The following is a 21,159-nucleotide window of genomic DNA, read 5'->3' on the forward strand; positions in this document are numbered from 1 at the left end:
GGGGCGTGTTTCCCTTGGTCGCCGGTTCATCCTCCTGCGGGGGAGGGGGGAAGAGTCGGTACTCGCGCCGGAGCTGACGGGGTAGACTCCCCGGTACGTCATGCCGAGTCCCGATGCCCAGGTGGCCTATTCCCAGGTGGTCTTCGTCGTGTCCCACGACCGCTCGCGGGCTGCCCGGCTCGCGCCCGCCCTGTCGCAGGCCCAGGTGCTTCCCATCCCCGACGCCGAGACGCTGCTGCGGGAGGCGCACGTCCGCCCGCCCGCCGTCGTGCTCCTGTACGCCGACACCCCGGGCGTGCCCCTCGCCGAGGTGCTGCCGCTGCTGCGCCAACGGGCGGAACTCGCGGGCACGCGCTGGCTGGCGGTGGGCACGCAGGGCCTCGGCGCCCTCCTCGCGGCGGGGGCCGACGCCCTGATCAGCGACACGACCGCACCCGACGCGATGGCCCTGCAAGTCCGCACCCTGCTCGCCCGCGCGGCGCAGCACCGCGACCAGGAGGGCCGCATCACCACACTTCAGCGCCGCCTCGACACCTGGGAACACGAGGAGCGGGTGCGCGACCAGCTCGTCCACATGCTCGTCCACGACCTGAAAAACCCCATCGCCGCCGTGATGGGCCTGCTGGAGGTCGTCGAGGAGGACGACCGGGTGCCCGACGACACCCGCGAACTCGTGAAGATCGCCCACGACGAGACCCAGCACCTGCTTCACCTCGCCGTGAACATGCTCGACGTGCGCAAGATCCAGGCGGGCAAGATGAACCTGCGCCCCGAGCTGATGTTCAGCCCGATGTTCGAGGAGGTCATCGAGCAAGCCCGCGGCGACGTGGGCGGCGGCCTGCGCGACCGCGTGCTGCGGGTGGAGGTCGCCCCCAACCTCAGCCCGGCCCGCGCCGACCCCGAGATTTTGCGCCGCGTGCTGGCGAACCTCCTGAGCAACGCCATGAAGCACACGGGCACGGGCGGCGTGATCCAGATCGGCGTGCGCAAGGACGGCGACGAGACGCTGATCTCCGTGCGCGACGACGGCGAGGGCATCCCCGCCGAGGACATCCCTAACCTCTTCGCCGCCTTCGAGCAGTCGCGCCTGACCCTGCACGGGCGCTTCGACACCGGCATGGGCCTGGCCTTCTGCAAGCTCGCCGTCGAGGAGCACGGCGGAAGCATCTGGGTCGAGTCCGAGCGAGGCAAGGGCTCCACCTTCACCTTCACCCTGCCCCCCGCCCAGGACGCCGAGGACGACGACTTCGTGGAATTGTTGAGTTAGGGCAAACCGCAGCAAGGTTGCCGCGTTCCGGTCATCTTTCCGGGCGGAGCGAGAGGCGAAAGAGGACGGTGCGCCGCCCCGGGCAATCGAGAAGACCGCACCACCGGTGGCGGCGGGATGCGGCCTGTCCTGGTGACCTCAATGCTCAGGCTGGGCGGCGGGGGCAGCCTCCTGGGAGCGATCCTCTGGTCGTCGCCCACGCGGGCGGCTCCTCGACGTGTCCTGCCGGGGCGTGGGCACTGCGCTGGTGCGGTAGCTGCCCGCCTTGCGGGCACTCGGGGACACCTCCTCGATCAGCAGCCCGTCTTCGACGAGGGCCGCTAGGGCCCGGCCCGCGTATACGCCCAGGGCTGCGTCCAGGCTGGAGACGCTGTGTTCACCGGGCCAGCGGTCGACGTACAACCAGACGAGTTTCTCCACCGGCTTGCGCTCCAGCAGGGCATCAGGAAGGCGTCTTTCCACGGTCGCAGCATGACGGGCCCTGGCAAACCGCCGTCTTACCGCGACCACCTCTTTGAAGACGACAAGCCGACCAAACCGGGGTCGGCCTGCCAGAACACGGGTACGCTACCTTTCTGAGCCGCCGCCTTCTCCCACCTGCGCCCCCCGCTCCCCAGCCGTCACGGGGGGTTCGCGCACCTTGCAAAACGCGCTGCCGTGCTAGAACCTAAGGCGTACCACAAGCCGCTTCTCATTCCGGTTCGTCAGGCCCTCTCTTTTTTTCACAGGACTCGTGCGTTTTTTCACGAGCTGGATGAAGTGGGAGGAGGGCAGAAGGGAGACTCCCATCGAGTACGCGAATTTCGTGATCATGCTGCTGATCGCCCTGGGGATCGGGGTCCTGGCCGTGGTGGTCAGCGCCATCCTGGGGCCGAAGAAGGCCAGCCGCACCAAGCTGATGGCCTACGAGAGCGGGAACGACCCCGAGCACGGCGGCGTGGGCACGGGCCAGCGCTTTCCGGTGCATTTTTACCTCGTCGCGATGCTCTTCATCATCTTCGACATCGAGACGGCATTCTTCTTCCCGCTGGCCGTCGCCTACCAGAAGCTGGTGCCCTTCGCCTTCTTCGAGGCCGTGGCGTTCGTGGGCCTGCTGCTCGTCGGGTACGTCTACATCCTGAAAAAGGGCGTTCTGGAATGGGCGTGAAGGAGCTTTCCCTATGGCGCTGAAAGAACTCTTCGACCGCGACTGGCAGGAACTCGAATCCGAGGGCGTCCTCTTTTCGAGCCTGGAAAAGCTCGTCGCCTGGGGACGCAGCAACAGCCTGTGGCCCGCCACCTTCGGCCTGGCGTGCTGCGCCATCGAGATGATGAGCAGCACGGACGGGCGCAATGACCTCGCGCGCTTCGGCTCTGAGGTTTTCCGCGCCTCGCCCCGGCAGGCCGACGTGATGATCGTCGCCGGGCGGCTGAGCAAGAAGATGGCCCCGATCATGCGCCGGGTCTACGACCAGATGCCCGATCCCAAGTGGGTGATCAGCATGGGGGCATGCGCGAGTTCGGGCGGCATGTTCAACAACTACGCCATCGTGCAGAACGTGGACCACGTGGTGCCGGTAGACATCTATGTGCCCGGCTGCCCGCCCCGCCCCGAGGCGCTGATCTACGCCGTCATGCAGCTCCAGAAGAAGGTGCGCGGCGAGGCGTTCGACGAACTCGGCACTCAGCTCCCGATGGTGGAGGCGTGGACGAGATGACGCGCCAGGAGACGATCATCGTCACGACGGGGACGGGGACGGTTCAAAGTGACCCCCGCGACGTGACTTCCCTCATCGCCGAACTCGGCCTGACTGCGGACGACACCGCCGAACCGACCGCCAGCGTCTCCCACGAGCGGCTGAGGGAAGTGGCGTACGCCCTCAAAGAACGCGGCTTCATGCTGATGGACACGGTGGGTATCGACTACAGCGCCTACCCCGAGCGCCGCCCCGCCCGCTTTGCCGTGCTGCACAACGTCTACCACCCGGACGACCACCGCCGCCTCTTCCTGCGCGTGTGGGTGAACGACGGGGAGCCTGTGGACAGCCTCTACCCCGTCTGGAAGGCCGCGAACTACCTAGAGCGCGAGGTGTACGACCTGATGGGTGTAGAGTTCGTGGACCACCCCGACCTCCGCAAGGTGCTCACGCCGGACGACCTGGAAGGGCATCCTCTCCGCAAGGACTTCCCCATCGGCGAGACGCCCACGATGTTCCGGGAAGGCCGCTTCCTCGATCCGGGCGCCTTCCGCGCGGGTCTGACGGGGCGTGAGGCGGGGCTCAGCAAGTACCGCGGCGAGTTGCGGCGCGGCCAGGGCGAGGACCGCCTGCCGCCCGTCATGCCGGATGGAGGGCCGAAATGACCATCAAGGACCGTGACGTGAACTCCGGCACCCTCCCCCGCACCCAGATGACGCCCGACCACCAGGAGTCCACGAGCGCCGAGCGCTTGCAGGGACAGACGGGCGCCCTCCTCCACACCGAGGTCATGAGCCTGAACGTGGGGCCGCAGCACCCCTCCACGCACGGCGTCCTGCGGCTGGTGGTGGACATGGACGGCGAGTACGTGGTCAAGGTCACACCGCACATGGGCTACCTGCACACCGGCTTCGAGAAGACCTTCGAGCACCGCACCTACCAGCAGGGCGTCACCTACGCGCCGCGCACCGACTACCTCCACTGCTTCGGGCACGAACTCGCCTACGTGCTGAGTGCCGAAAAGCTGCTGGGGGCCGAGGTGCCCGAGCGGGCGACTACCGTGCGCGTGATCCTGCACGAACTCGGGCGCATCCACTCGCACCTCGTCTTCGTGGGGACGGGGCTGCTCGACCTCGGGGCGCTGACGCCCTTCTTCTACGCCTTCCGGGAGAAGGAGGCGCTTCAGGACCTGTTCGAGGCCGCGACCGGCTACCGCATGAACCAGGGCTACTTCCGGGTGGGCGGCCTGAGCCGTGACATCCCAGAGGACTGGCCTGCCCGCGTCGCCGCCTTCCTCGAAACCTTCGAGAAGGGCGTGGACGAGTACGAGACGCTGTTCGCCAAGAACCCGATCTTCCTCGACCGGGCGACGGGCGTGGGCGTCATTCCGCGCGACGTGGCGATTGACCTGGGGCTGACCGGGCCGAACCTGCGGGCCAGCGGCGTGGCCCTCGACCACCGCAAGGCGAACCCGTACTGCGGCTACGAGACCTACGACTTCGACGTGCCCGTCAGCCAAGCGGGGGACAGCCTCGCCCGCTTCCAACTGCGGCTGATGGAGTTCCGCGAGAGCGCGAAGATCGTGCGGCAGGCCCTCAAGCGCCTCACCCCCGGTCCCGTCAAGGACCCCAACCGCAAAATCAGCCTTCCGCCCCGGCACGAGCTGGAGACGAGCATGGAGGCGGTCATCCACCACTTCAAGCTCGTGACCGAGGGCTTCCACCCCCCGGTCGGCGAGGTGTACGTGCCCGTCGAGACGGCGCGCGGCGAGGTCGGCTACTACATCGTCTCGGACGGCGGCTCGATGCCCTACCGGGTGAAGATTCGCGCGCCGAGCTTCGTGAACCTCCAGGCCCTCGAATACGCCTGCGTGGGCGGCCAGTTCGCCGACCTCATCACCATCCTGGCGACGATTGACCCGGTGCTGGGGGATGTGGATAGGTAGGAATCGACTCTTTGGTATTAAGTATCCGGATTCAATCAGACGAACTGATGGAAGCATAATTCTGGAGCATCTCAATCCTATTTGAACACGGCGATTCATCCCATAATAGTTACGCGGCTATTACACTTGTAAGGAGTCAACATGTCAAGTGAAGCACTTGTTAGTCTTGCAGTTGATCGCGCTATCGCTTGGATCACCCTCAACCGCCCAGAGGCACGGAACGCCTTCAGCCGTGACATGCTCCACCAGCTCTCCAGCCATCTTGATCAGGTTCGAGAGGACAACCACGTTCAAGCCGTCATCCTAACGGGAACGGGTGAGCAAGCTTTCTCTGCCGGAGCTGACATTCGCATCTTGAACAGTTCGACGCCCCTAGAGGTGCGCGAGTTCGCTCGCCTCGCGGTACAAGTGACGAACAAAATTGAGGGTTTGGGCAAGACTGTTATTGCAGCGCTCAACGGCCACGCGCTGGGCGGCGGCCTTGAGATTGCTGAGGCGTGCACCCTGCGAATCGCTGTCCCGCACGCCCAACTTGGTCATCCCGAAGTGCGAATTGGGGCACTGGCAGGCTGGGGGGGCACAACCCGCCTTTCGCGGTTGATCGGTCGTGGCCGGGCGGCTGAACTGCTGTTGACGGGTGAAACCATCTCCGCTGAACAAGCCTGCCTCTGGGGGTTGGTCAACAGGGTCGTTCCCCAGAAGGACCTGCTGGACACCGCCTACGCCATCGCCAGCACCATCCTTAAGCAGTCGCCGGTGGCCGTCCGCCTGACGTGGGAAGCGCTCCACCGAGGCGCAGACCTGAGTCTTGAAGAATCCGCCCGACTTGGCGCTGATTACTTTGGGCTGGTCGCCGCCACGGAGGACTTTAAAGTTGGAACACAGGCGTTTCTAAACAAGGTCGAGCCGGAGTTTTCGGGTCGTTAGTCGGAACCACCGGAATAGATTGACACTTGTAAAGTGGATCGGAGAGATGACAGAGAAACTCGTAGGATCACAGCTCATTTGGCTTGAACAAATAGTCCTGTTAGAGCAAGGAAGTTAAATGTCCTACTTCGCAGACAAACAACCTCTCGTCGCTGACATCTTCAGCCGCTACCCAGCTTCTCCCCAGGGCCGACGCTCGGCGCTGATGCCGCTGTTGCGTGAGGTGCAGAACGCCTTCGGGTACGTGTCGGAGACGCACGCGGCGGAGATCGCCTCTCTGTGCGGCACGACGGCGACCGAGGTGCGGAGCGTGATGAGCTTCTATTCGACGTATCACACGGTGCCGACCGGCAAGTACCACCTCCAGGTCTGCTCGACGCTGATGTGCGCGCTGGCGGGAAGCGACGAGCTGTGGGACCACCTCGTCTCCACGCTGGACGTGCAGCCGGGCGAGGTCACAGGTGACGGGCGCTTCAGCGTGCAGAAGGTGGAGTGCCTGGGAAGCTGCGGCACCGCGCCCGTCGTGCAGATCGGCGACGAGGGCTACTACGAGAACGTGACCCGCGCCAAGTGCGACCGACTCATCAAGGCGATGCGCGCCGACATCCCGCCCCCGCCCGACAACCCCGTGCCCGTCACCGTGCGGGAGGACGGGCGGCAGATGACGGCGAAGGGCGAGCGCGTCGGGGCCAGCATCCACGACCTCGCACCCTTGACCGGAAGTGAAGCATGACGATTGCCGAACCCGCCCCCAAACCCATCACCAGCGGCAAGGACCCCCGCTTCGCCCCCACCCTCTACGCGCACGTCGGGCAGCAGGGAAGCTGGACGCTCGACTACTACCGCCAGCATGGGGGGTACGAGGCCGTCAAGCGTGCCTTTGCGATGGGTCCTGATGCCGTCATCGACGAGGTGAAGAAGTCCGGCCTGCGCGGGCGCGGCGGGGCAGGCTTCGCCACCGGCCTGAAGTGGTCCTTCATGCCCCTCAAGGACGGCAAGCAGCACTACATCATCTGCAACGCCGACGAGTCCGAGCCGGGTTCGTTCAAGGACCGCTACCTGCTGTCGGAGGACCCGCACCAACTCATCGAGGGAATGCTGATCGGCGGGTATGCCATGCGCGCCTCCGTCGGCTACATCTACATTCGCGGCGAGTACGTCCACGCCGCCGAGCGCGTCTGGGCCGCCATCCACGAGGCGCGGGCGGCGGGGCTGCTGGGCAAGAACATTCTGGGCAGCGGCTTCGACTTCGACCTGCAACTGCACCGGGGGGCCGGGGCGTACATCTGCGGCGAGGAGACGGCGCTGATGAACTCGCTGGAGGGCCTGCGCGCCAACCCGCGTCTCAAACCGCCCTTTCCCGCCGCCGCCGGACTGTACGGCCTGCCGACGACCATCAACAACGTCGAGACCTTCTGCGCGGCGACCCACATTCTCAAGTACGGCGCCGACTGGCACGCAGGCATGGGCACCGAGAAGTCCAAGGGCATGAAGCTCTTCCAGATCAGCGGCCCCGTCCTGCGGCCCGGCGTGTACGAGCTGCCGCTGGGCACGACCTTCCGCGAGCTGATCTACGACTGGGCGGGCGGCCCCACCGAGGAGATGAAGGCGATCATCCCCGGCGGCTCCTCCTGCCCGATGCTGCCCTGGGACGACAAAACGCTCGACACGCCGATGGACTACGAGAGCGTGGCCGCCGCCGGATCCATGCTCGGCACGGGCGGCGTGACCCTGATCCCGAAGGCCGACTGCATCGTCAACGTCACCTGGAACCTCGTGCGCTTCTACGGGCACGAATCGTGCGGCAAATGCACGCCTTGTCGTGAGGGAATCAGCTCGTGGATGACCCGCATGTACGAGAAGCTGGTGCGTGGGCGCGGTCAGCCGAACGACGTGCAGCTCATCCTCGACATGAGCGACAACATCGGCGGTCGGAGCTTCTGTGCCCTCGCCGACGCCTGCCTGGGTCCGGTGCTGAGTTCCATCAAGCTCTTCCGCGAGGAGTACGACGTGCTGGCGCAGACGGGGCAGCCGATGTACGGGGCGCGGAGAAGGTGGAAGGACTCGTGATGAGGAAGGCAGAAGGCAGATGGCAGATGGCAAAAGGCGCTGGGGCAAAGGCCGTTCTGGCCTTCTGCCTTGAGCCTTGGGCCTTCTGCCCCTTTAAGGAGCAAGCATGAAAGTCGTTGTAGACGGCCACGAACTCGACCTCCCGGCGGGCACCAGCGCCATCGACGCGGTGTTCGCCGCCGGGCGGGACGTGCCGTATTTCTGCGCGCATAGCTACCTCTCGCCCGTCGGGGCTTGCCGGATGTGCCTGATCGAGTCGGGCTCGCCGCGCAAGAACCCGGACGGCACGTTCGTGATGGAGGGCGAGGGCGACGCGGCCAAGCCCAAAATCTTCTGGTTCCCCAAGCCGATGGCCGCCTGCACGATGCAGGCCACGGAGGGGATGCACATCCGCACGGCGGCGACCTCCGAGGTGGTGGCGAAGTCGCAGGCGGGGATGATGGAGTTCACCCTCCTGAACCACCCGCTCGACTGCCCGACCTGCGACAAGGGCGGCGCGTGCGAGCTTCAGGACCGCGCCTTCGAGTACGGCTACGGGGCCAGCCGCTTCGGCTTCGACCGCCGCCACGCGGACAAGCACTATCCGCTCTCGGACTTCATCATCCTCGACCAGGAACGGTGCATCCACTGCAAACGCTGCGTGCGCTACTTCGAGGAGGTGCCGGGGCAGGAGGTCCTGGACTTCATCGAGCGCGGTGGGCACACCTTTATCGACACGGAGGAGGGCGGGCTGCCAGTCGGCTTCCAGGGCAACATCGCCGACATCTGCCCAGTGGGCGCACTCCTCGACAACGTGGCCCGCTTCCGGGGCCGCAACTGGGAGTACGACCACAACCCGACGACCTGCACCCTCTGCCCGGTGGGCTGCTCGATCACCGTGGACGCTCGCAACGGGCGGCTGGAGCGCATCGTGGCGGGCGAGAACCGCGAGGTAAACGAGGCGTGGATCTGCGACGCGGGCCGCTTCGGGCACGGCTTCGCCTCGGAGGGGAGGCTGACGGGGCCCCTCGTCCGCGTGAACGGCGAGCTGCGTGAGACGACCTGGGACGACGCCATCGCCGCCATGCGTCAGGGGTTGGCGTACACGAACCCTGCCGACCTCGGACTGTACCTGGGCTCGGACAGCACTCTGGAAGAGGGCGTAGCGCTCGAAGCCCTCGCCGGGCTGCTGGGCACCCGCTCGGTGGACCACTGGCCCCGCTACCCGGTGGGCGTGAACGCCCCCGCCGCGACGATGACGGACGTGGCAACAGCGGACGCGGTGGTGATCCTGGGCGCCGACCTAGGCGAAGAGGCCCCGGTGCTCGAACTCCGCGTGATGGAGATGCTGCGCGGCGGCATCATCCCGCCCGAGTTCCCGCACGGCACGGCGATTGCCGACCTGCGGCTCGTCGAGCGTCCCGCCCGGCATCCCGAGCGGCTGGCCGTGATCGGGCCGGACTCGCGCCTCGCGGGGCACGCAGGAATCCGGGTGACGGTGGAGCGGGCGAGCGGGGGAGACCTGCTGGGCGCTCTGCTCAACCCCAGGACCGACGAGGCGCGGGCGGTGTTGAAGCTCCTCACCGACGCCAAGCAGCCGGTCGTCATCCTGGGCGCGGACGTGCTGAACAGCCCCTCCGGTGCCTTTGCCACCCAGATCAGCGACCTCGCCATGCGGACGGGCGCGAAGGTGCTGGCGATCCCCGCCGGGCCGAACAGCAACGGGCTCTCGCACTTGAACCTTGTGCCCCGGATGGGCGGGCTGGGGTACGCGCGGCTCTCCGACGCGCCCGCCGCCTTCATCTCCCGCCTCGACCCCGGAAAGCGTGCCCGCGGCTTCACGGTTGTCCACGACACGCACCTGACTGACACGGCGCGGCTCGCCGACGTGGTGCTGCCCGCCGTCACCAACTACGAGAAGCGCGGGACGATCGTGAACCTGGAGGGCCGCCTCCTCCCGCTGCGGCAGTCGGCGCTCAACGCGGGTGAGGCTGCTGACCTAACCCGCACTCTGGCGGCGCTCGCGGAGGCACTGGGTGTCCGCACGAAGGTCCGTGGACTGAAGTCGGCTCAGGCCCTCCTGCGCGAACGGCTCGGCGTGAACGTGGAGAACCTGCCCGAGAGCGGCGTCATCCAGTCCCTCGGCCAGCGTCACGAGGCGCCCACCGGCCTTCGCCACACACCGAACCTGTGGACCGAGCGCATGGTCCCTAAGCCCAACCCCAGCTCGGACCCGAGGCACTTGACCATAGACCCGCGCTGGGAACTCCCGATGGCCGGCCAGCCGGGAGGGGATGACTGATGCCCGGCTGGCTCGTCGAACTCCTCATCACGCTCGTCAAGGGCCTGGCCCTCGCCTTCGCCCTGCTGACCACCTTCGCCTACATGACGCTGGTGGAGCGGCGCCTCCTCGCCCGGATGCAGATTCGCCTGGGGCCGAACCGGGTGGGGCCGGGTGGCCTCCTCCAGCCCCTCGCGGACGCGATCAAGAGCATCTTCAAGGAGGACGTGAACGTCACGCTGGCGGACAAGCTGGTGTACACGCTCGCGCCCATCGTCGCCATCGGCATGGCGCTGACGGCCTTCGGAGGGATTCCTGCCGGACCGCCCGGAAGCCTCTTCGGCGCCGATCCCTGGGTCTACAACCTCGACGCCGGAATCCTCGCGCTGCTGGCGATCACGAGCATGGGCGTGTACGGCATCTTCCTGGGCGGCTGGGCGTCAGGTTCCAAGTACCCGATCCTGGGCGGCCTGCGGAGCAGCGCGCAGATGATCTCCTACGAACTCGGCATGGGCCTGAGCATCCTGGGCCTGCTGATGCTGGTGGGAAGTACGTCCTTCCTCGGCATCGTGGGGTGGCAGGCGGTGAACGGGTGGATGATCCTCTTCCAGTCGCTCGCCTTCGCGCTCTTCCTGATCTCCTCCTTCGCCGAGACGAACCGCACGCCCTTCGACCTGCCGGAGGCCGAGCAGGAGATCGTGGCGGGGTACCTGACCGAATATTCGGCGATCAAGTGGGCGCTCTTCCAGATGGCGGAGTACGTCAACATGATCACGGCGTCGGCGATCATGGCTACCCTCTTTTTCGGGGGCTACCGGGGGCCGGGCTTCCTGAACGCGATCATCCCCGGCATCGCGGACTGGCCGATCATGTGGCTCGTCGTCAAGATCGCCTTTTTCCTCTTCCTCTTTATCTGGGTGCGGGCCACGCTGCCCCGGCTGCGCTACGACCAGCTCATGCGCTTCGGTTGGAAGTTGCTGCTGCCCGTCGCCCTCGCCAACACCATCCTGACGGCGGCGTATCTGGCCTTCGCGCGCGGGTTCGGTCTGTGGCCGCTCGCCGTCCTCAGCCTCGCCGGGCTGCTCCTTCTGCTCCTCCTGAGCGACCGGGTGCGGGTGCTGTGGAACACGCCGACGGTCCGGCGCGAGGACGATTCCCTGCCCAATACCCGTCCGGCGGGCGGCGACTGATGCGGGCCCCTTCACACCCTCAGAAAGGAAGCACACATGGGTGTTCTTGAAATCGCCAAGGGCATGGGCGTCACGCTCGGGAAGCTCTTTCAGAAGCCGGTCACGGTGAGTTACCCGGAGCAGCGGGCGACCCTCCAGCCCCGTTTTCGTGGTCGGCACGTCCTGACCCGCCACCCCGGCACGGGCCTGGAGAAGTGCATCGGCTGTTCGCTGTGTGCCGCCGCCTGCCCGGCCTACGCGATCTACGTGGAGGCCGCCGAGAACGACCCCCTCAACCCCACCAGCCCCGGCGAGCGGTACGCGAAGGTCTACGAGATCAACATGCTGCGCTGCATCTTCTGCGGCATGTGCGAGGAGGCGTGCCCGACGGGCGCCGTGGTGCTCGGCAACGAGTTCGAGATGGCCGACTACCGCTACCGCGACCTCGTGTACGGCAAGGAGGACATGCTCGTCGGCGTGGACGGCTCGCTGCCCCAGCGGCGGGAGGCGGCGCGCGCGGCCAAGCCCGTTCGGCTGGGCTTCAAAGTGCCGGAAGGGGCGAGGCCGGAACTGGAGGGGGTGGAGTACCCGCGATGAGGCAGAAAGCAGAAAGCAAAAGGCAGAAGGCGGGGCGGGGGAGGGTCGAGGAGTCGAGGAGTCGAGGAGTCGAGGCTGACCGTCGTTCTCCCTCGACCTCCGGGAGCCACCCATGATCGCCTTCCTCCTCCTCGCTCCCCTGGCCCTGATCGGCGCGATCATCACGGTCGCGGCGAAGAACGCGGTCCACGCCTCGCTGGGGCTGGTGGGGACCCTGCTCAGCGTGGCGGGGCTCTTTGCCAGCCTGAACGCTTCGTTCCTGGCGGCGACGCAGGTGATCGTGTACGCGGGGGCGGTGATGGTGCTGTTCCTGTTCGTGATCATGCTGCTCAACGCGAACCAGCCGATCTCGGGGCGTGACCCGGTGCCGTTCGTGCGGGAACTCGCGGGCATCGGCGGCGTGATCCTGGCGGGGGCGCTCGCGGTGATCGCCTTCACGTACCGCGACCCCCGGCCCCTGGCGCAGGGGGTGGAGGGGCTGCGCGGCATTCCCGGCGTCAGCACCGCCGCGGAGATCGCCACCCGCACCCCCGGCAACGCGGCGGCGGTCGGCGAGGTGCTGCTCACCCGCTTCCTGCTGCCTTTCGAGGCGGTCAGCGTCCTGCTTCTCGTCGCCATCGTGGGCGCCGTGGCGCTCGTGCAGCGGCCCGTGCCCCAGCCGGACGGCACGCCGGAAAAGGAGCGCGTGGTGTTGCCCGGCCCGGCGGAGCCCCTGGTCGAGGCCAGGGAGCCCGTCGTCCTGTCGGAAAGGGGGCGCCTCTGATGGCTCCGACCGGGTACTACGTCGCGCTGTCCGGGCTGCTTTTCGCCATCGGCATGATCGGGGTGCTGACCCGCCGCACGGCGATCATGATCTTCCTAAGCGTCGAACTGATGCTCAACGCGGCGAACCTCGCGCTCGTCGCCTTCGCCCGGTCGTGGGGGGACCTGACCGGGCAGACGGCGGTGTTTATCGTGATGACGCTCGCCGCCGCCGAGGTCGCCATCGGGCTCGCCATCATCGTCGCCATCTTCCGCAAGCGCGAGACCACCAACGTGGACGCCCTCGCCACCCTGAAAGGCTGAGTCGGAAGCGTGCCCCTGTACCTGCTGCCGCTGTTTCCCCTCCTCGGCTTCACCCTGCTGATCCTCTTCCCCCGCCTCTTTCCCGGTAAGGCGGCGGGCTGGCTCGCCTCGGGCGCCGTGCTGGCGAGCTTCGTCGTGGCCGTGTTGCGGTACCTCGGGCAGGGGGACGAACCCGCCCGGGAGGTGCTGTGGACGTGGCTGCCGAACATGGCGCTCGGCGCGAACCTCTCGGTCGGTTTCTGGTTCGACCAACTGAGCGCCGTGATGGCCCTGATCATCACGGGCGTGGGTTTCCTCATCCACGTCTACTCGATCAGCTACATGGGCCACGACCGCCAGTTCACGCGCTTTTTCGCGTTCCTGAACTTTTTCGTGGCGATGATGCTGATCCTGGTGCTCGCCGACTCCTACCCGCTGATGTTCGTGGGATGGGAGGGCGTGGGCATGGCCTCCTACCTCCTGATCGGCTTCTGGTACTCGGGGCGCAACTCGGAGGCGTCGAACCGCGACCTGCGGGAGGCCAGCGACCGTGAGGGGGTCGCCAACTCCAACGCCGCGCGCAAGGCGTTCATCATGAACCGCATCGGCGACGTGGGCTTCATGCTGGGGATGTTCCTGATCTACCGGCTCTACGGCACCCTCGTCATCCCCGAACTCGCCGAGCGGGCGGAGAGCGTGCGGGTGGCCGTCTCCGGAATCGAACTCGCCTGCCTCCTCCTCCTCGTTGGTGCCGTAGGCAAGAGCGGTCAGCTTCCCCTGACGACCTGGCTGCCGGACGCGATGGCGGGTCCCACGCCCGTCTCGGCGCTGATCCACGCCGCCACGATGGTCACGGCGGGCGTGTACCTGATCGCGCGCAGCCACTTCCTGTACGACCTCGCGCCCGTCGCCTCGACCTGGGTGGCGTGGGTCGGCGGTCTGACGGCCCTGTACGGCGCCCTTTCCGCCCTCAACCAGCACGACATCAAGAAGATCCTCGCCTATTCCACCGTCTCGCAGCTCGGGTATATGTTCCTGGCGGTGGGGTTGCACGCCTACTCGGCGGGGGTGTTCCACCTGCTGACGCACGCCTTCTTCAAGGCGCTGCTCTTCCTCTCGGCGGGTGCGGTCATCCACGCGCTGCACGAGGAACAGGACGTGCGGCAGATGGGCGGGCTGCGGAAGTTCATGCCCTTCACGCACGTCATGTCGCTCGTCGGCGTGCTCGCCATCGCGGGCATTCCGATCTGGAGCGGCTTTTTCTCCAAGGACGCGATTCTGGTCTCCGCTTTCGAGCAAGGTCCCCTGCTGTACGTGGTCGGGCTGGGGGTGGCGCTGCTGACGGCCTTTTACATGGGCCGCTGGTACTTCCTGGTGTGGCGCGGCGAGTACCGCGGGCACGTCGCGCACCCGCATGAGGCGGACGGGTTGATGAAGGTGCCGCTCGGCATCCTCGCCGCGTTCGCCACGCTCGCCGGGTTCCTGAACGTTCCGACCTTCCTGGGGGGCGGGCACGCCTTCGACGACTACCTGGGCCGCGCGATTCCCGTCGAAGTGCACGAGATTCCCGTCTCGACCGAGTGGCTGCTCACGGCCCTCGCCGTCGCCGCCGGGGTGGGGGGGCTGCTGTGGGCCTTCGCCGAACACCGCCGCCGCATCCTCGCCAACGGGCCGCTCGGGCAGGTCAGCACCAACGCTCTGTACCTCGACCGAGTGTACGACGGCCTGATCAGCGTGCCCAGCCGCGCCATCGCCGACGGGCTCGACGTGGTGGACCGGGGGGTGGACGTGACGTTCGGGGGCATCGCCCGCAACAGCGCCGCGCCGGGTGGCTTATTTGCCCGCTGGCAGAGCGGGTTCGTGCGCGCCTACGCCGTCTCCATGCTGCTCGGGACCGCGCTGATCCTGGGGTACTGGGCGCTGAGGTCGATTGGGGGTGGGGCGTGAGAGGTGAGTCGGTCAGGTTGCTGGGTGGCCCCCTCTGCTTCGCAGCTCTGCGAGTCACCCCCGGCCCCTCTCCCGCGAGGGGAGAGGGGAGCACACCCTCGATTCCTGGTCCCGCGCGAGGCTCCCGATGATCCACCTGATGATTTTCCTGCCTCTGCTGGGCAGCCTGCTGCTGTTCGCCGTGCCGCCGCGCTGGCGGGAGGAGGTGGCGGGCTTCTTCGCGGCGCTCACGCTCGGGATTGGCCTGCTGATCTGGCGGGACGGAGGGTCAGAGCTGTTCAGCATTCCCTGGGTCCCGGCGCTCGGCATCACGTATTCGGTGGCGCTCGACGGGGTAAGCCTCACGCTCGCGCTCGTGACGGCCTTCATGTCGCTCGTGGCGGTGCTCTACGCGGCGCGGCGGGTGAGCAACCCGGGCACGATGCTCGCCCTGGTGCTGGCGATGGAGACGGGGCTGATCGGTATCTTCGCCGCCCGCGACCTCGTGCTGTTCTACGTCTTCTTCGAGGACGCGCTGCTTCCGGCCCTGCTGATGCTCGCCATCTACGGCAAGCCGAACCGGATGCGCGCGCTCGTGAAGTTCGCGGCGTATACCCTGTTCGGCAGCCTGCTGATGCTCCTCTCGATCATCGGCGTGAAGTATTACGGCGGGAGCCCGACCTTCGCGCTGGCGGACCTCGTGCAGAACCCGGTGACAGGTCCGGCGCAGACGTGGCTGTACCTGGGCTTCCTGGCCGCGATGGCGGTGAAGCTGCCCCTGTGGCCCATGCACGCCTGGCTGCCCGACTTCCACGAGCAAAACCACGACAGCGGCGTGCCGGACGTGATGGGGACCCTGTACAAGGTGGGCGGCTACGGCATCTTCCGCTTCGGGCTCACGCTCTTCCCGGACGCCTCCGAGCAACTGCGCCCGATTCTGATGGGGCTGGCGGCCTTCACCGCCCTGTACGCGGCGTGGATCGCCTTCCGGCAGACCGAGTGGAAACGGCTTCTCGCCTACGCGGGCCTCTCGCACATGGGCTTTGTGGGGCTGGGCGTGTTCAGCCTGAACGAGACGGCGACCATCGGGGCGATGTACCTGCTCGCCTTCCAGAACGTGTATACCGGGGCGCTCTTCCTCTCGGTGGGGATGCTTCAGGAGCGGATCGGCAGCCTCCACACCCGTGTCGGCGGCGTGATGACGCAGGCGGGGGCGCTGGGCGGGCTCTCGATGGCGCTGTGGTTCGCCTCCATCGCGGTGCCGGGGTTGGCGGGGTTCATCGGGGAGTTCAGCGTGCTGCTGGGCGCGTTCCAGGTGCAGCCGTGGATCACCGCCGTGGCGACGCTCTCGGCCATCGCCGCCGCCGCGTATGCGCTGACCGCCTTCCAGACGACCTTCTGGCAGGGGCGCCCGCTCGGCGCGGTGCGGGCGTGGGACGTGCGCGGGACCGAGTGGCTGGTGCTGGGGTTGCCGCTCGCGGTGGCGGTCTTCTTCGGGGTGTATTCCGAGCCCGCCCTGAACCTCATCCAACCCGCCGTGCGCGGGGTGCTCGCCACCCTGGGGGGCCAGTAGATGCTGCAAATTCCTGACGTGGCCCTCGCGCCGATGCTGCCCATCCTGATCGTGCTGGCGGGGGCCATCGCGAGCACGCTGCTGGGCTTTTCCCTGCCCCGCCGGGCGCTGACGGTGATCAACCTCGTGATGCTGTTGCTCAGCGGCGTGAGCATGGTGACCCTGTGGAGCGGCCCCGGCGAGGCGCCCCTGACGGCCTTCGGCGGCTCCCTCCAGGCGGACAACGCCGCCTTGCTGCTGGGCCTGACCATCCTGGTCGGCAGCGCGATGACCCTGCTCGTCAGCCTCGACACCGCCTACCGCGCCCGGGTCAGCTTCCCCGAGTTCGACGCGATGCTGATGTACTCGGTGACGGGCACCCTGCTCATCGCCTTTTCCGGCGACCTGATCACCATGCTGATCGGGCTGGAGATCATGAGCCTCGCGAGTTACGTCCTCGCCACCCTGCAAGACTCGCGCCGGGCGGAGGAGTCGGGCCTCAAATACTTCCTGCTGGGGGCGGTGGGCAGCGCCATCTTGATCTACGGGATCGCCCTGGTGTACGGCGGAGCGGGCAGCCTGAACTACGCGGCCATCGCGGCGCAGACGGCCACGCTGACGCCGGGGAACGTCGGCATCCTGATCGGCGGGGCGGTGCTGCTCCTGGCGGGCTTCGGCTTCAAGGTCGCGCTCGCGCCCTTCCACCAGTGGACGCCCGACGTGTACACGGGCGCGCCCACGAGCGTAAGCCTTTTCCTGAGCACGGTGGTCAAGGTCGCCGCCTTCGCGGGGATGCTGCGGGTGTTCAGCGGGGCGCTCGCCGCCGCGCCGGGCTGGGCGTCCACCCTCCAGATCTTGATCGCCGCCACGTTGATCATCGGGAACGCCGCCGCGCTCTTCCAGCCGAACTTCAAGCGGATGCTCGCGTACTCGGCGGTGGCGCACACGGGCTTCTTGGCGATGGGGCTGCTCGGCACGCCGGAGGTGGGGGGCGCGGCGCTGGGGTATTACCTCCTGATCTACACCCTGATGACCGCCGCCGCCCTCGCCGTCGTGGCCGCCCTGCAACGGAGCGAGGAGGGCATGACGATCAACGACCTGCGCGGGCTGTACCACCGCCACCCGGCCTACGCCGCCGCCCTGGCCGTGTGTCTCGCCTCGCTGGCGGGGCTCCCCCCCTTTGCGGGCTTCTTCGGCAAGTACCTCGTGTTCCAGGCGGCTTTCCAGAACGGCTACGTGTGGCTCTCCGTCCTCGCCGCCCTCGCCAGCGTCGCCGCCCTGGTGTACTACCTGCGCCCCGCGATGCTGATGTTCATGCCCGACCGCACCCCGGCCCGCGAGTACCCCTACGGCGAGCGCACGCCGACCACCTTCACCGTCGCGCTCGGCGTGGTCGGCGTGACGGTGCTCGGCATCCTGCCCAACCTGTGGTACGGGTGGGTGGCGGTGCCGGGCGTGTGGGGGGCCTTGGCGGGGAGGTAGGGGGGAGCAGTCATCTATCAGCAAGAACAGAGAAGCGGAAGTCACGGCTTCCGCTTCTTCTTTTGGCTAATGGCTGATACCGGACGGCGATGAGGGCAACTCCCCTTCCACTGGAATCCGCGTTACAGGCTTATGCCCCCGTCCTCCCGCGCCACCACCGTGTCGTACAGCCCGTAGTGCCGCAGCCCCTGGTGGCTCTCCAGGCCCGTGTAGCTCAGCGAGGCGTCCTCGTAGCGGCGGAAGGCGAACACTGCCGCGTTCATCTGTTCGGTGTTGAACACCCGCAGCCGCACGAGCAGGTGGAAGTCCTGCACACTCAGCCCCGTCACGGTCGAGAATAGCTCCGGCTCAAGTTTGGTGATGACGTCCTGGAGCGTGTTCTCGCGGAAGTCGGTCAGGTACATAAATGCCGGAATGCGTGTGGCGAACTTGATCAGCTTCTCCTGAATCTGCTTACGCTTGCTCTTGTATTCCCTCTCCTCGTCCGAGAGTTCCTTCTTCTCTCCGGGCGTGAGGTCGCGCTCGTTGGCCTTGCCCTTCAACTCCTTGACCTTCTCGCTTTTGTTGATGACCGTCTCAAGCACGTTGTCGCCCAGCGTGCGCCAGCCTTCTATGCGCTCCACGGCGGCCAGGGCTTCGGGACTGTCCAGCACGCGGCGCAGGGTGGCATTGTCCACGTTCACTAGCAGGGCGCTTTCCCACTTGCGGGCCAGCAGCGTGGCCGAGGTGCCCGCCATGGCGATGTCGAGGATGCCGCCCGCGTCGATCTGGGTCATGTTCGCGCCGTCAAAAGCCAGCACGGGCAGGAACGACACGAGGTCGCGCACGGCATTCTCCGGGTTGGCTTCGCCCGGCGACAGCCCGACGCCGTACTCGGAAAGCTGCCGCAGAGCCCGCGTGGGTGCGAAGTCGAACACGAAGCAGACCGGCTTGAGGATATCTTCCTCGTTCGGATTGTCGCCGTTGGGGTTCTTGATCGACCACGGCGACTGCACACGAAAGGCCGCCTGGAAGTAGGTCTCAGGCGACTTCAGGTTACGCAGCATCAGGATTGCTGACCACTGCGGCACGGTCACGCCCGTCGTGAGCTTGCCGCACGAGAGCGTGATGGTCTTGGTGTCGAAGCCGCTGCCGATGGCCCTTCTGACGGGCGGCAGCGCATCCAGCCCGATGCCCGCCTGCGCTCCTGCTGCCACAACCACCGTGTAGTCGTGCCAGAAGGTGTTGTGCCGGGCCCCCAACAGGTTCGCCATCGCAAAGCACGCGGCCACGTTCGGCAGGAACCAGAACGAGTGCTGGAGGTAGGGCAACAGGCGCACGTCAGAGTAGGGAAACGGCGGGCGGGTGCCAGTCTTCAGGTGCTCCACGGACGTAGCCAGGTGCTGCCCGCGCAGGATGTCGAGCCACTTCTGAACCTCGTCCTCGTGCCGGAACCGCGCCGCTTCTCCCGTGCCCTCGGCCTCGAAGAAGGCATTCAGGTCGAACTCGTCGAACTCGCCCTCGGTGGCGACCGCCAGCAGCTCGTCGGGCATCTGGTAGGTCAGGAGGCGCAGTTGCGGCAGCGCCCCGTAGGGGTTGCGCTCGCCGGGGCGCTCGCGGGTGAACTTCTCTTTGGCCCGCTGCTCGTCGGTGTAGGTCCAGTTGAAGATCTGCTCTTCGATGAACTCGCCCGTGGAGAGCGCCCGGAATGGGGTGCCCGACAGGTAGAGGTAGGCCCGCGTGGTGATGGGCAGGAACTCGGTCTCGCGGGCTGACAGCACCTCTAAATCTTCGTTCACCGCATCAAGATCGGCTTCGAGCCTGGTCGCCGCTTTGACGACTGCGCTGTCCTCGCCCTCGAAAAGCTCCCTGGCCGTCTCACGCCAGGCGCCGAAATGGTATTCGTCGAACACGACCAAATCCCAGTTGATCGTGTGAATCCATGCGTTGCGCGGCTTGATGTTGCCCGCCTGATCGCGCCCCAGCAGGTCCTGGAATGAGCCGAAATAGACCAGCGGAATATCTGCTGGGACTTCGCGTGGGTCGCCATCGACGTTCCTGGACTGGTATCGCCAGCCGTCGAAATCTACGTGCGATTCCAGGTCGCTCTGCCACGCGTCCTCGACGGCGGGCTTGAACGTCACCACGAGCACCCGGCGAGCGCCGAGTCGTTTCGCCAACTGGTACGTCGTGAAGGTCTTGCCAAAGCGCATCTTCGCGTTCCACAGGAAGCGCGGCACGGCCCCGGCGTCCTCGGCCCAGCGCGACGTGAAGTAGGCGTGCGTCTTTTCCACCGCCTCGGCCTGCTCCCCGCGCATCGGGAAGGTCTCGTGGCGTGCCCCGGTGACCAGCTTGCCCGTCCGCAGTTCGCCCAGCGCGGTCCGCACGTCCGCGACGGTGCAGCGCATCCACTCCAGTTCGGTATTGGCAAAGCCCTTGCGGCGCAGGGCCGCCCGCAGCTCGTGGTCGGAGATGACGCTGCCGTCCGTGCGCGTGGCGTCCTCGTCCAGCTCGATGCGGTAGTTCTTGATGGCCGCCGTCTTGAGCTGTTCGGCCACCCGCTGCCGCACGTCGCGTGTCGTCTGGCCCACCTTGAGCAGCCCCGCGTGCGCCTCGTCGGCGATGCTGTAGGCATAGAGGCGCGGGCGGGCTTCGGGTTTGGGCGGGAGGATTTGCTCGATGGTGGGCTTATCCATTGCCATTGCTATTTTCCATAGGGCGAATCATGGACTCGATGTAGGCTTGCTCGTCTGGTGTGATGCCGTATTTCTCGTAGAGCATTTCATCAGTCCAGATACGGTCCCAGGTCTGCATGGGAACCCACTGGTAGGTGGCATGGGTGGCGTGCTGGGTAATTTTGCGTAACGAGACGAGGAAGCGGAAGAAGCGGGTCATGTAATACGACTGCACGCTCTGTGCTTCGTTCTCGCTGGCAACGGAGAAGAACAGAAAGGACTGAGTACAAACGGAGGGCGAAGGAGCGATGAGCGGTTTGCCCAAAATCTGATGAGGCACCGAATCTCCGCCGTTAAATGCCTGTGGAACAAGAACTTTCCAGGTGTCAATCAGATGCACACTCTTGGTCACCCTACCGCGTGCGATGTAACTTACTGCGCGCTTCATCTTGCGGATGTAATACTCAGGAGTTGCACCTGCATAACGACGGGGAAGCGCTCCCAGCCGAGAAAATCTGGGAGTGTCTACGTCACAGATTCTGGGGGAGCGCGTCCGCATTCTGGCAGATGAGTTCCTGGCCGTTCCAACC

At 66.6% G+C, this 21,159-nt stretch carries 19 protein-coding genes; 16 read left to right on the forward strand and 3 right to left on the reverse strand.

Annotated features, from left to right (window positions below):
* Nucleotides 1–100: 100 nt before the first annotated feature.
* Nucleotides 101–1,267 (forward strand): sensor histidine kinase, encoded by a 1,167-nt coding sequence (locus tag A7B18_RS16780; protein WP_102127848.1) that lies wholly within the window; start codon nucleotides 101–103, stop codon nucleotides 1,265–1,267.
* A gap of 138 nt (nucleotides 1,268–1,405) precedes the next feature.
* Here the strand turns inward: A7B18_RS16780 and A7B18_RS16785 are convergent, their stop codons facing one another.
* Entirely contained in the window at nucleotides 1,406–1,729 is a 324-nt protein-coding gene (locus tag A7B18_RS16785) for a hypothetical protein (protein WP_146009570.1), read from the reverse strand.
* Nucleotides 1,730–2,078: 349 nt separating this feature from the next.
* Here A7B18_RS16785 and A7B18_RS16790 point away from each other — a divergent pair, with 349 nt between their 5' ends.
* From A7B18_RS16790 to A7B18_RS16860, 15 genes are all read left to right on the forward strand, one after another.
* Entirely contained in the window at nucleotides 2,079–2,414 is a 336-nt protein-coding gene (locus A7B18_RS16790) for an NADH-quinone oxidoreductase subunit A (protein WP_102127867.1), read from the forward strand.
* Nucleotides 2,415–2,427: 13 nt separating this feature from the next.
* Nucleotides 2,428–2,964, forward strand: coding sequence for a NuoB/complex I 20 kDa subunit family protein (locus A7B18_RS16795; RefSeq protein ID WP_102127850.1), 537 nt, complete (start codon nucleotides 2,428–2,430; stop codon nucleotides 2,962–2,964).
* The gene (locus A7B18_RS16800; protein WP_102127868.1) at nucleotides 2,961–3,608 is read left to right on the forward strand and encodes an NADH-quinone oxidoreductase subunit C; all 648 of its coding nucleotides are present in this window, start codon (nucleotides 2,961–2,963) and stop codon (nucleotides 3,606–3,608) included. Before A7B18_RS16795 ends, A7B18_RS16800 begins: the two co-directional genes overlap by 4 nt.
* A 47-nt stretch (nucleotides 3,609–3,655) precedes the next feature.
* Nucleotides 3,656–4,888 (forward strand): NADH dehydrogenase (quinone) subunit D, encoded by a 1,233-nt coding sequence (gene nuoD / locus A7B18_RS16805; protein WP_102127869.1) that lies wholly within the window; start codon nucleotides 3,656–3,658, stop codon nucleotides 4,886–4,888.
* A gap of 141 nt (nucleotides 4,889–5,029) precedes the next feature.
* Nucleotides 5,030–5,815, forward strand: a complete 786-nt coding sequence (locus A7B18_RS16810; protein ID WP_102127851.1) for an enoyl-CoA hydratase/isomerase family protein — start codon at nucleotides 5,030–5,032, stop codon at nucleotides 5,813–5,815.
* 118 nt (nucleotides 5,816–5,933) lie between these two features.
* Entirely contained in the window at nucleotides 5,934–6,548 is a 615-nt protein-coding gene (gene nuoE / locus A7B18_RS16815; protein WP_102127852.1) for an NADH-quinone oxidoreductase subunit NuoE, read from the forward strand.
* A complete protein-coding gene (nuoF, locus tag A7B18_RS16820) occupies nucleotides 6,545–7,885 on the forward strand; it encodes an NADH-quinone oxidoreductase subunit NuoF (RefSeq protein ID WP_102127853.1) in 1,341 nt (446 codons plus the stop codon). Before nuoE ends, nuoF begins: the two co-directional genes overlap by 4 nt.
* Before the next feature lie 106 nt (nucleotides 7,886–7,991).
* Nucleotides 7,992–10,166 carry an NADH-quinone oxidoreductase subunit NuoG gene (nuoG, locus tag A7B18_RS16825; protein ID WP_102127854.1) on the forward strand — a complete coding sequence of 725 codons (2,175 nt, stop codon included), beginning with the start codon at nucleotides 7,992–7,994 and terminating at the stop codon, nucleotides 10,164–10,166.
* Complete coding sequence (gene nuoH, locus A7B18_RS16830) at nucleotides 10,166–11,335, forward strand: NADH-quinone oxidoreductase subunit NuoH (RefSeq protein WP_102127855.1); 1,170 nt, start codon at nucleotides 10,166–10,168, stop codon at nucleotides 11,333–11,335. The genes nuoG and nuoH overlap by 1 nt, the downstream gene beginning before the upstream one ends.
* Nucleotides 11,336–11,371: 36 nt before the next feature.
* A complete protein-coding gene (nuoI, locus tag A7B18_RS16835; protein ID WP_102127856.1) occupies nucleotides 11,372–11,911 on the forward strand; it encodes an NADH-quinone oxidoreductase subunit NuoI in 540 nt (179 codons plus the stop codon).
* A gap of 112 nt (nucleotides 11,912–12,023) precedes the next feature.
* Entirely contained in the window at nucleotides 12,024–12,674 is a 651-nt protein-coding gene (locus tag A7B18_RS16840; protein ID WP_102127857.1) for an NADH-quinone oxidoreductase subunit J family protein, read from the forward strand.
* On the forward strand, nucleotides 12,674–12,976 hold the full coding sequence (nuoK, locus tag A7B18_RS16845) for an NADH-quinone oxidoreductase subunit NuoK (RefSeq protein ID WP_102127858.1): 303 nt from the start codon (nucleotides 12,674–12,676) through the stop codon (nucleotides 12,974–12,976). Before A7B18_RS16840 ends, nuoK begins: the two co-directional genes overlap by 1 nt.
* Before the next feature lie 9 nt (nucleotides 12,977–12,985).
* Nucleotides 12,986–14,902: an NADH-quinone oxidoreductase subunit L gene (gene nuoL, locus A7B18_RS16850; protein WP_102127859.1), complete on the forward strand. Its 1,917-nt coding sequence runs from the start codon at nucleotides 12,986–12,988 to the stop codon at nucleotides 14,900–14,902.
* A gap of 127 nt (nucleotides 14,903–15,029) precedes the next feature.
* A complete protein-coding gene (locus A7B18_RS16855) occupies nucleotides 15,030–16,454 on the forward strand; it encodes an NADH-quinone oxidoreductase subunit M (protein WP_102127860.1) in 1,425 nt (474 codons plus the stop codon).
* Complete coding sequence (locus tag A7B18_RS16860; RefSeq protein WP_102127861.1) at nucleotides 16,455–17,915, forward strand: NADH-quinone oxidoreductase subunit N; 1,461 nt, start codon at nucleotides 16,455–16,457, stop codon at nucleotides 17,913–17,915.
* A gap of 122 nt (nucleotides 17,916–18,037) precedes the next feature.
* On the opposite strand, the gene A7B18_RS16865 is transcribed toward A7B18_RS16860, so the two are convergent.
* Both A7B18_RS16865 and A7B18_RS16870 read right to left on the reverse strand, forming a co-directional pair.
* A complete protein-coding gene (locus A7B18_RS16865; protein ID WP_102127862.1) occupies nucleotides 18,038–20,590 on the reverse strand; it encodes a GIY-YIG nuclease family protein in 2,553 nt (850 codons plus the stop codon).
* A partial coding sequence (locus A7B18_RS16870) for a hypothetical protein (RefSeq protein ID WP_219722149.1) occupies nucleotides 20,583–21,159 on the reverse strand: 577 nt, incomplete at its 5' end. The genes A7B18_RS16865 and A7B18_RS16870, both read right to left, overlap by 8 nt.

This window comes from Deinococcus planocerae, from assembly GCF_002869765.1.
In the GTDB taxonomy this organism is placed as follows: Bacteria; Deinococcota; Deinococci; order Deinococcales; family Deinococcaceae; genus Deinococcus; species Deinococcus planocerae.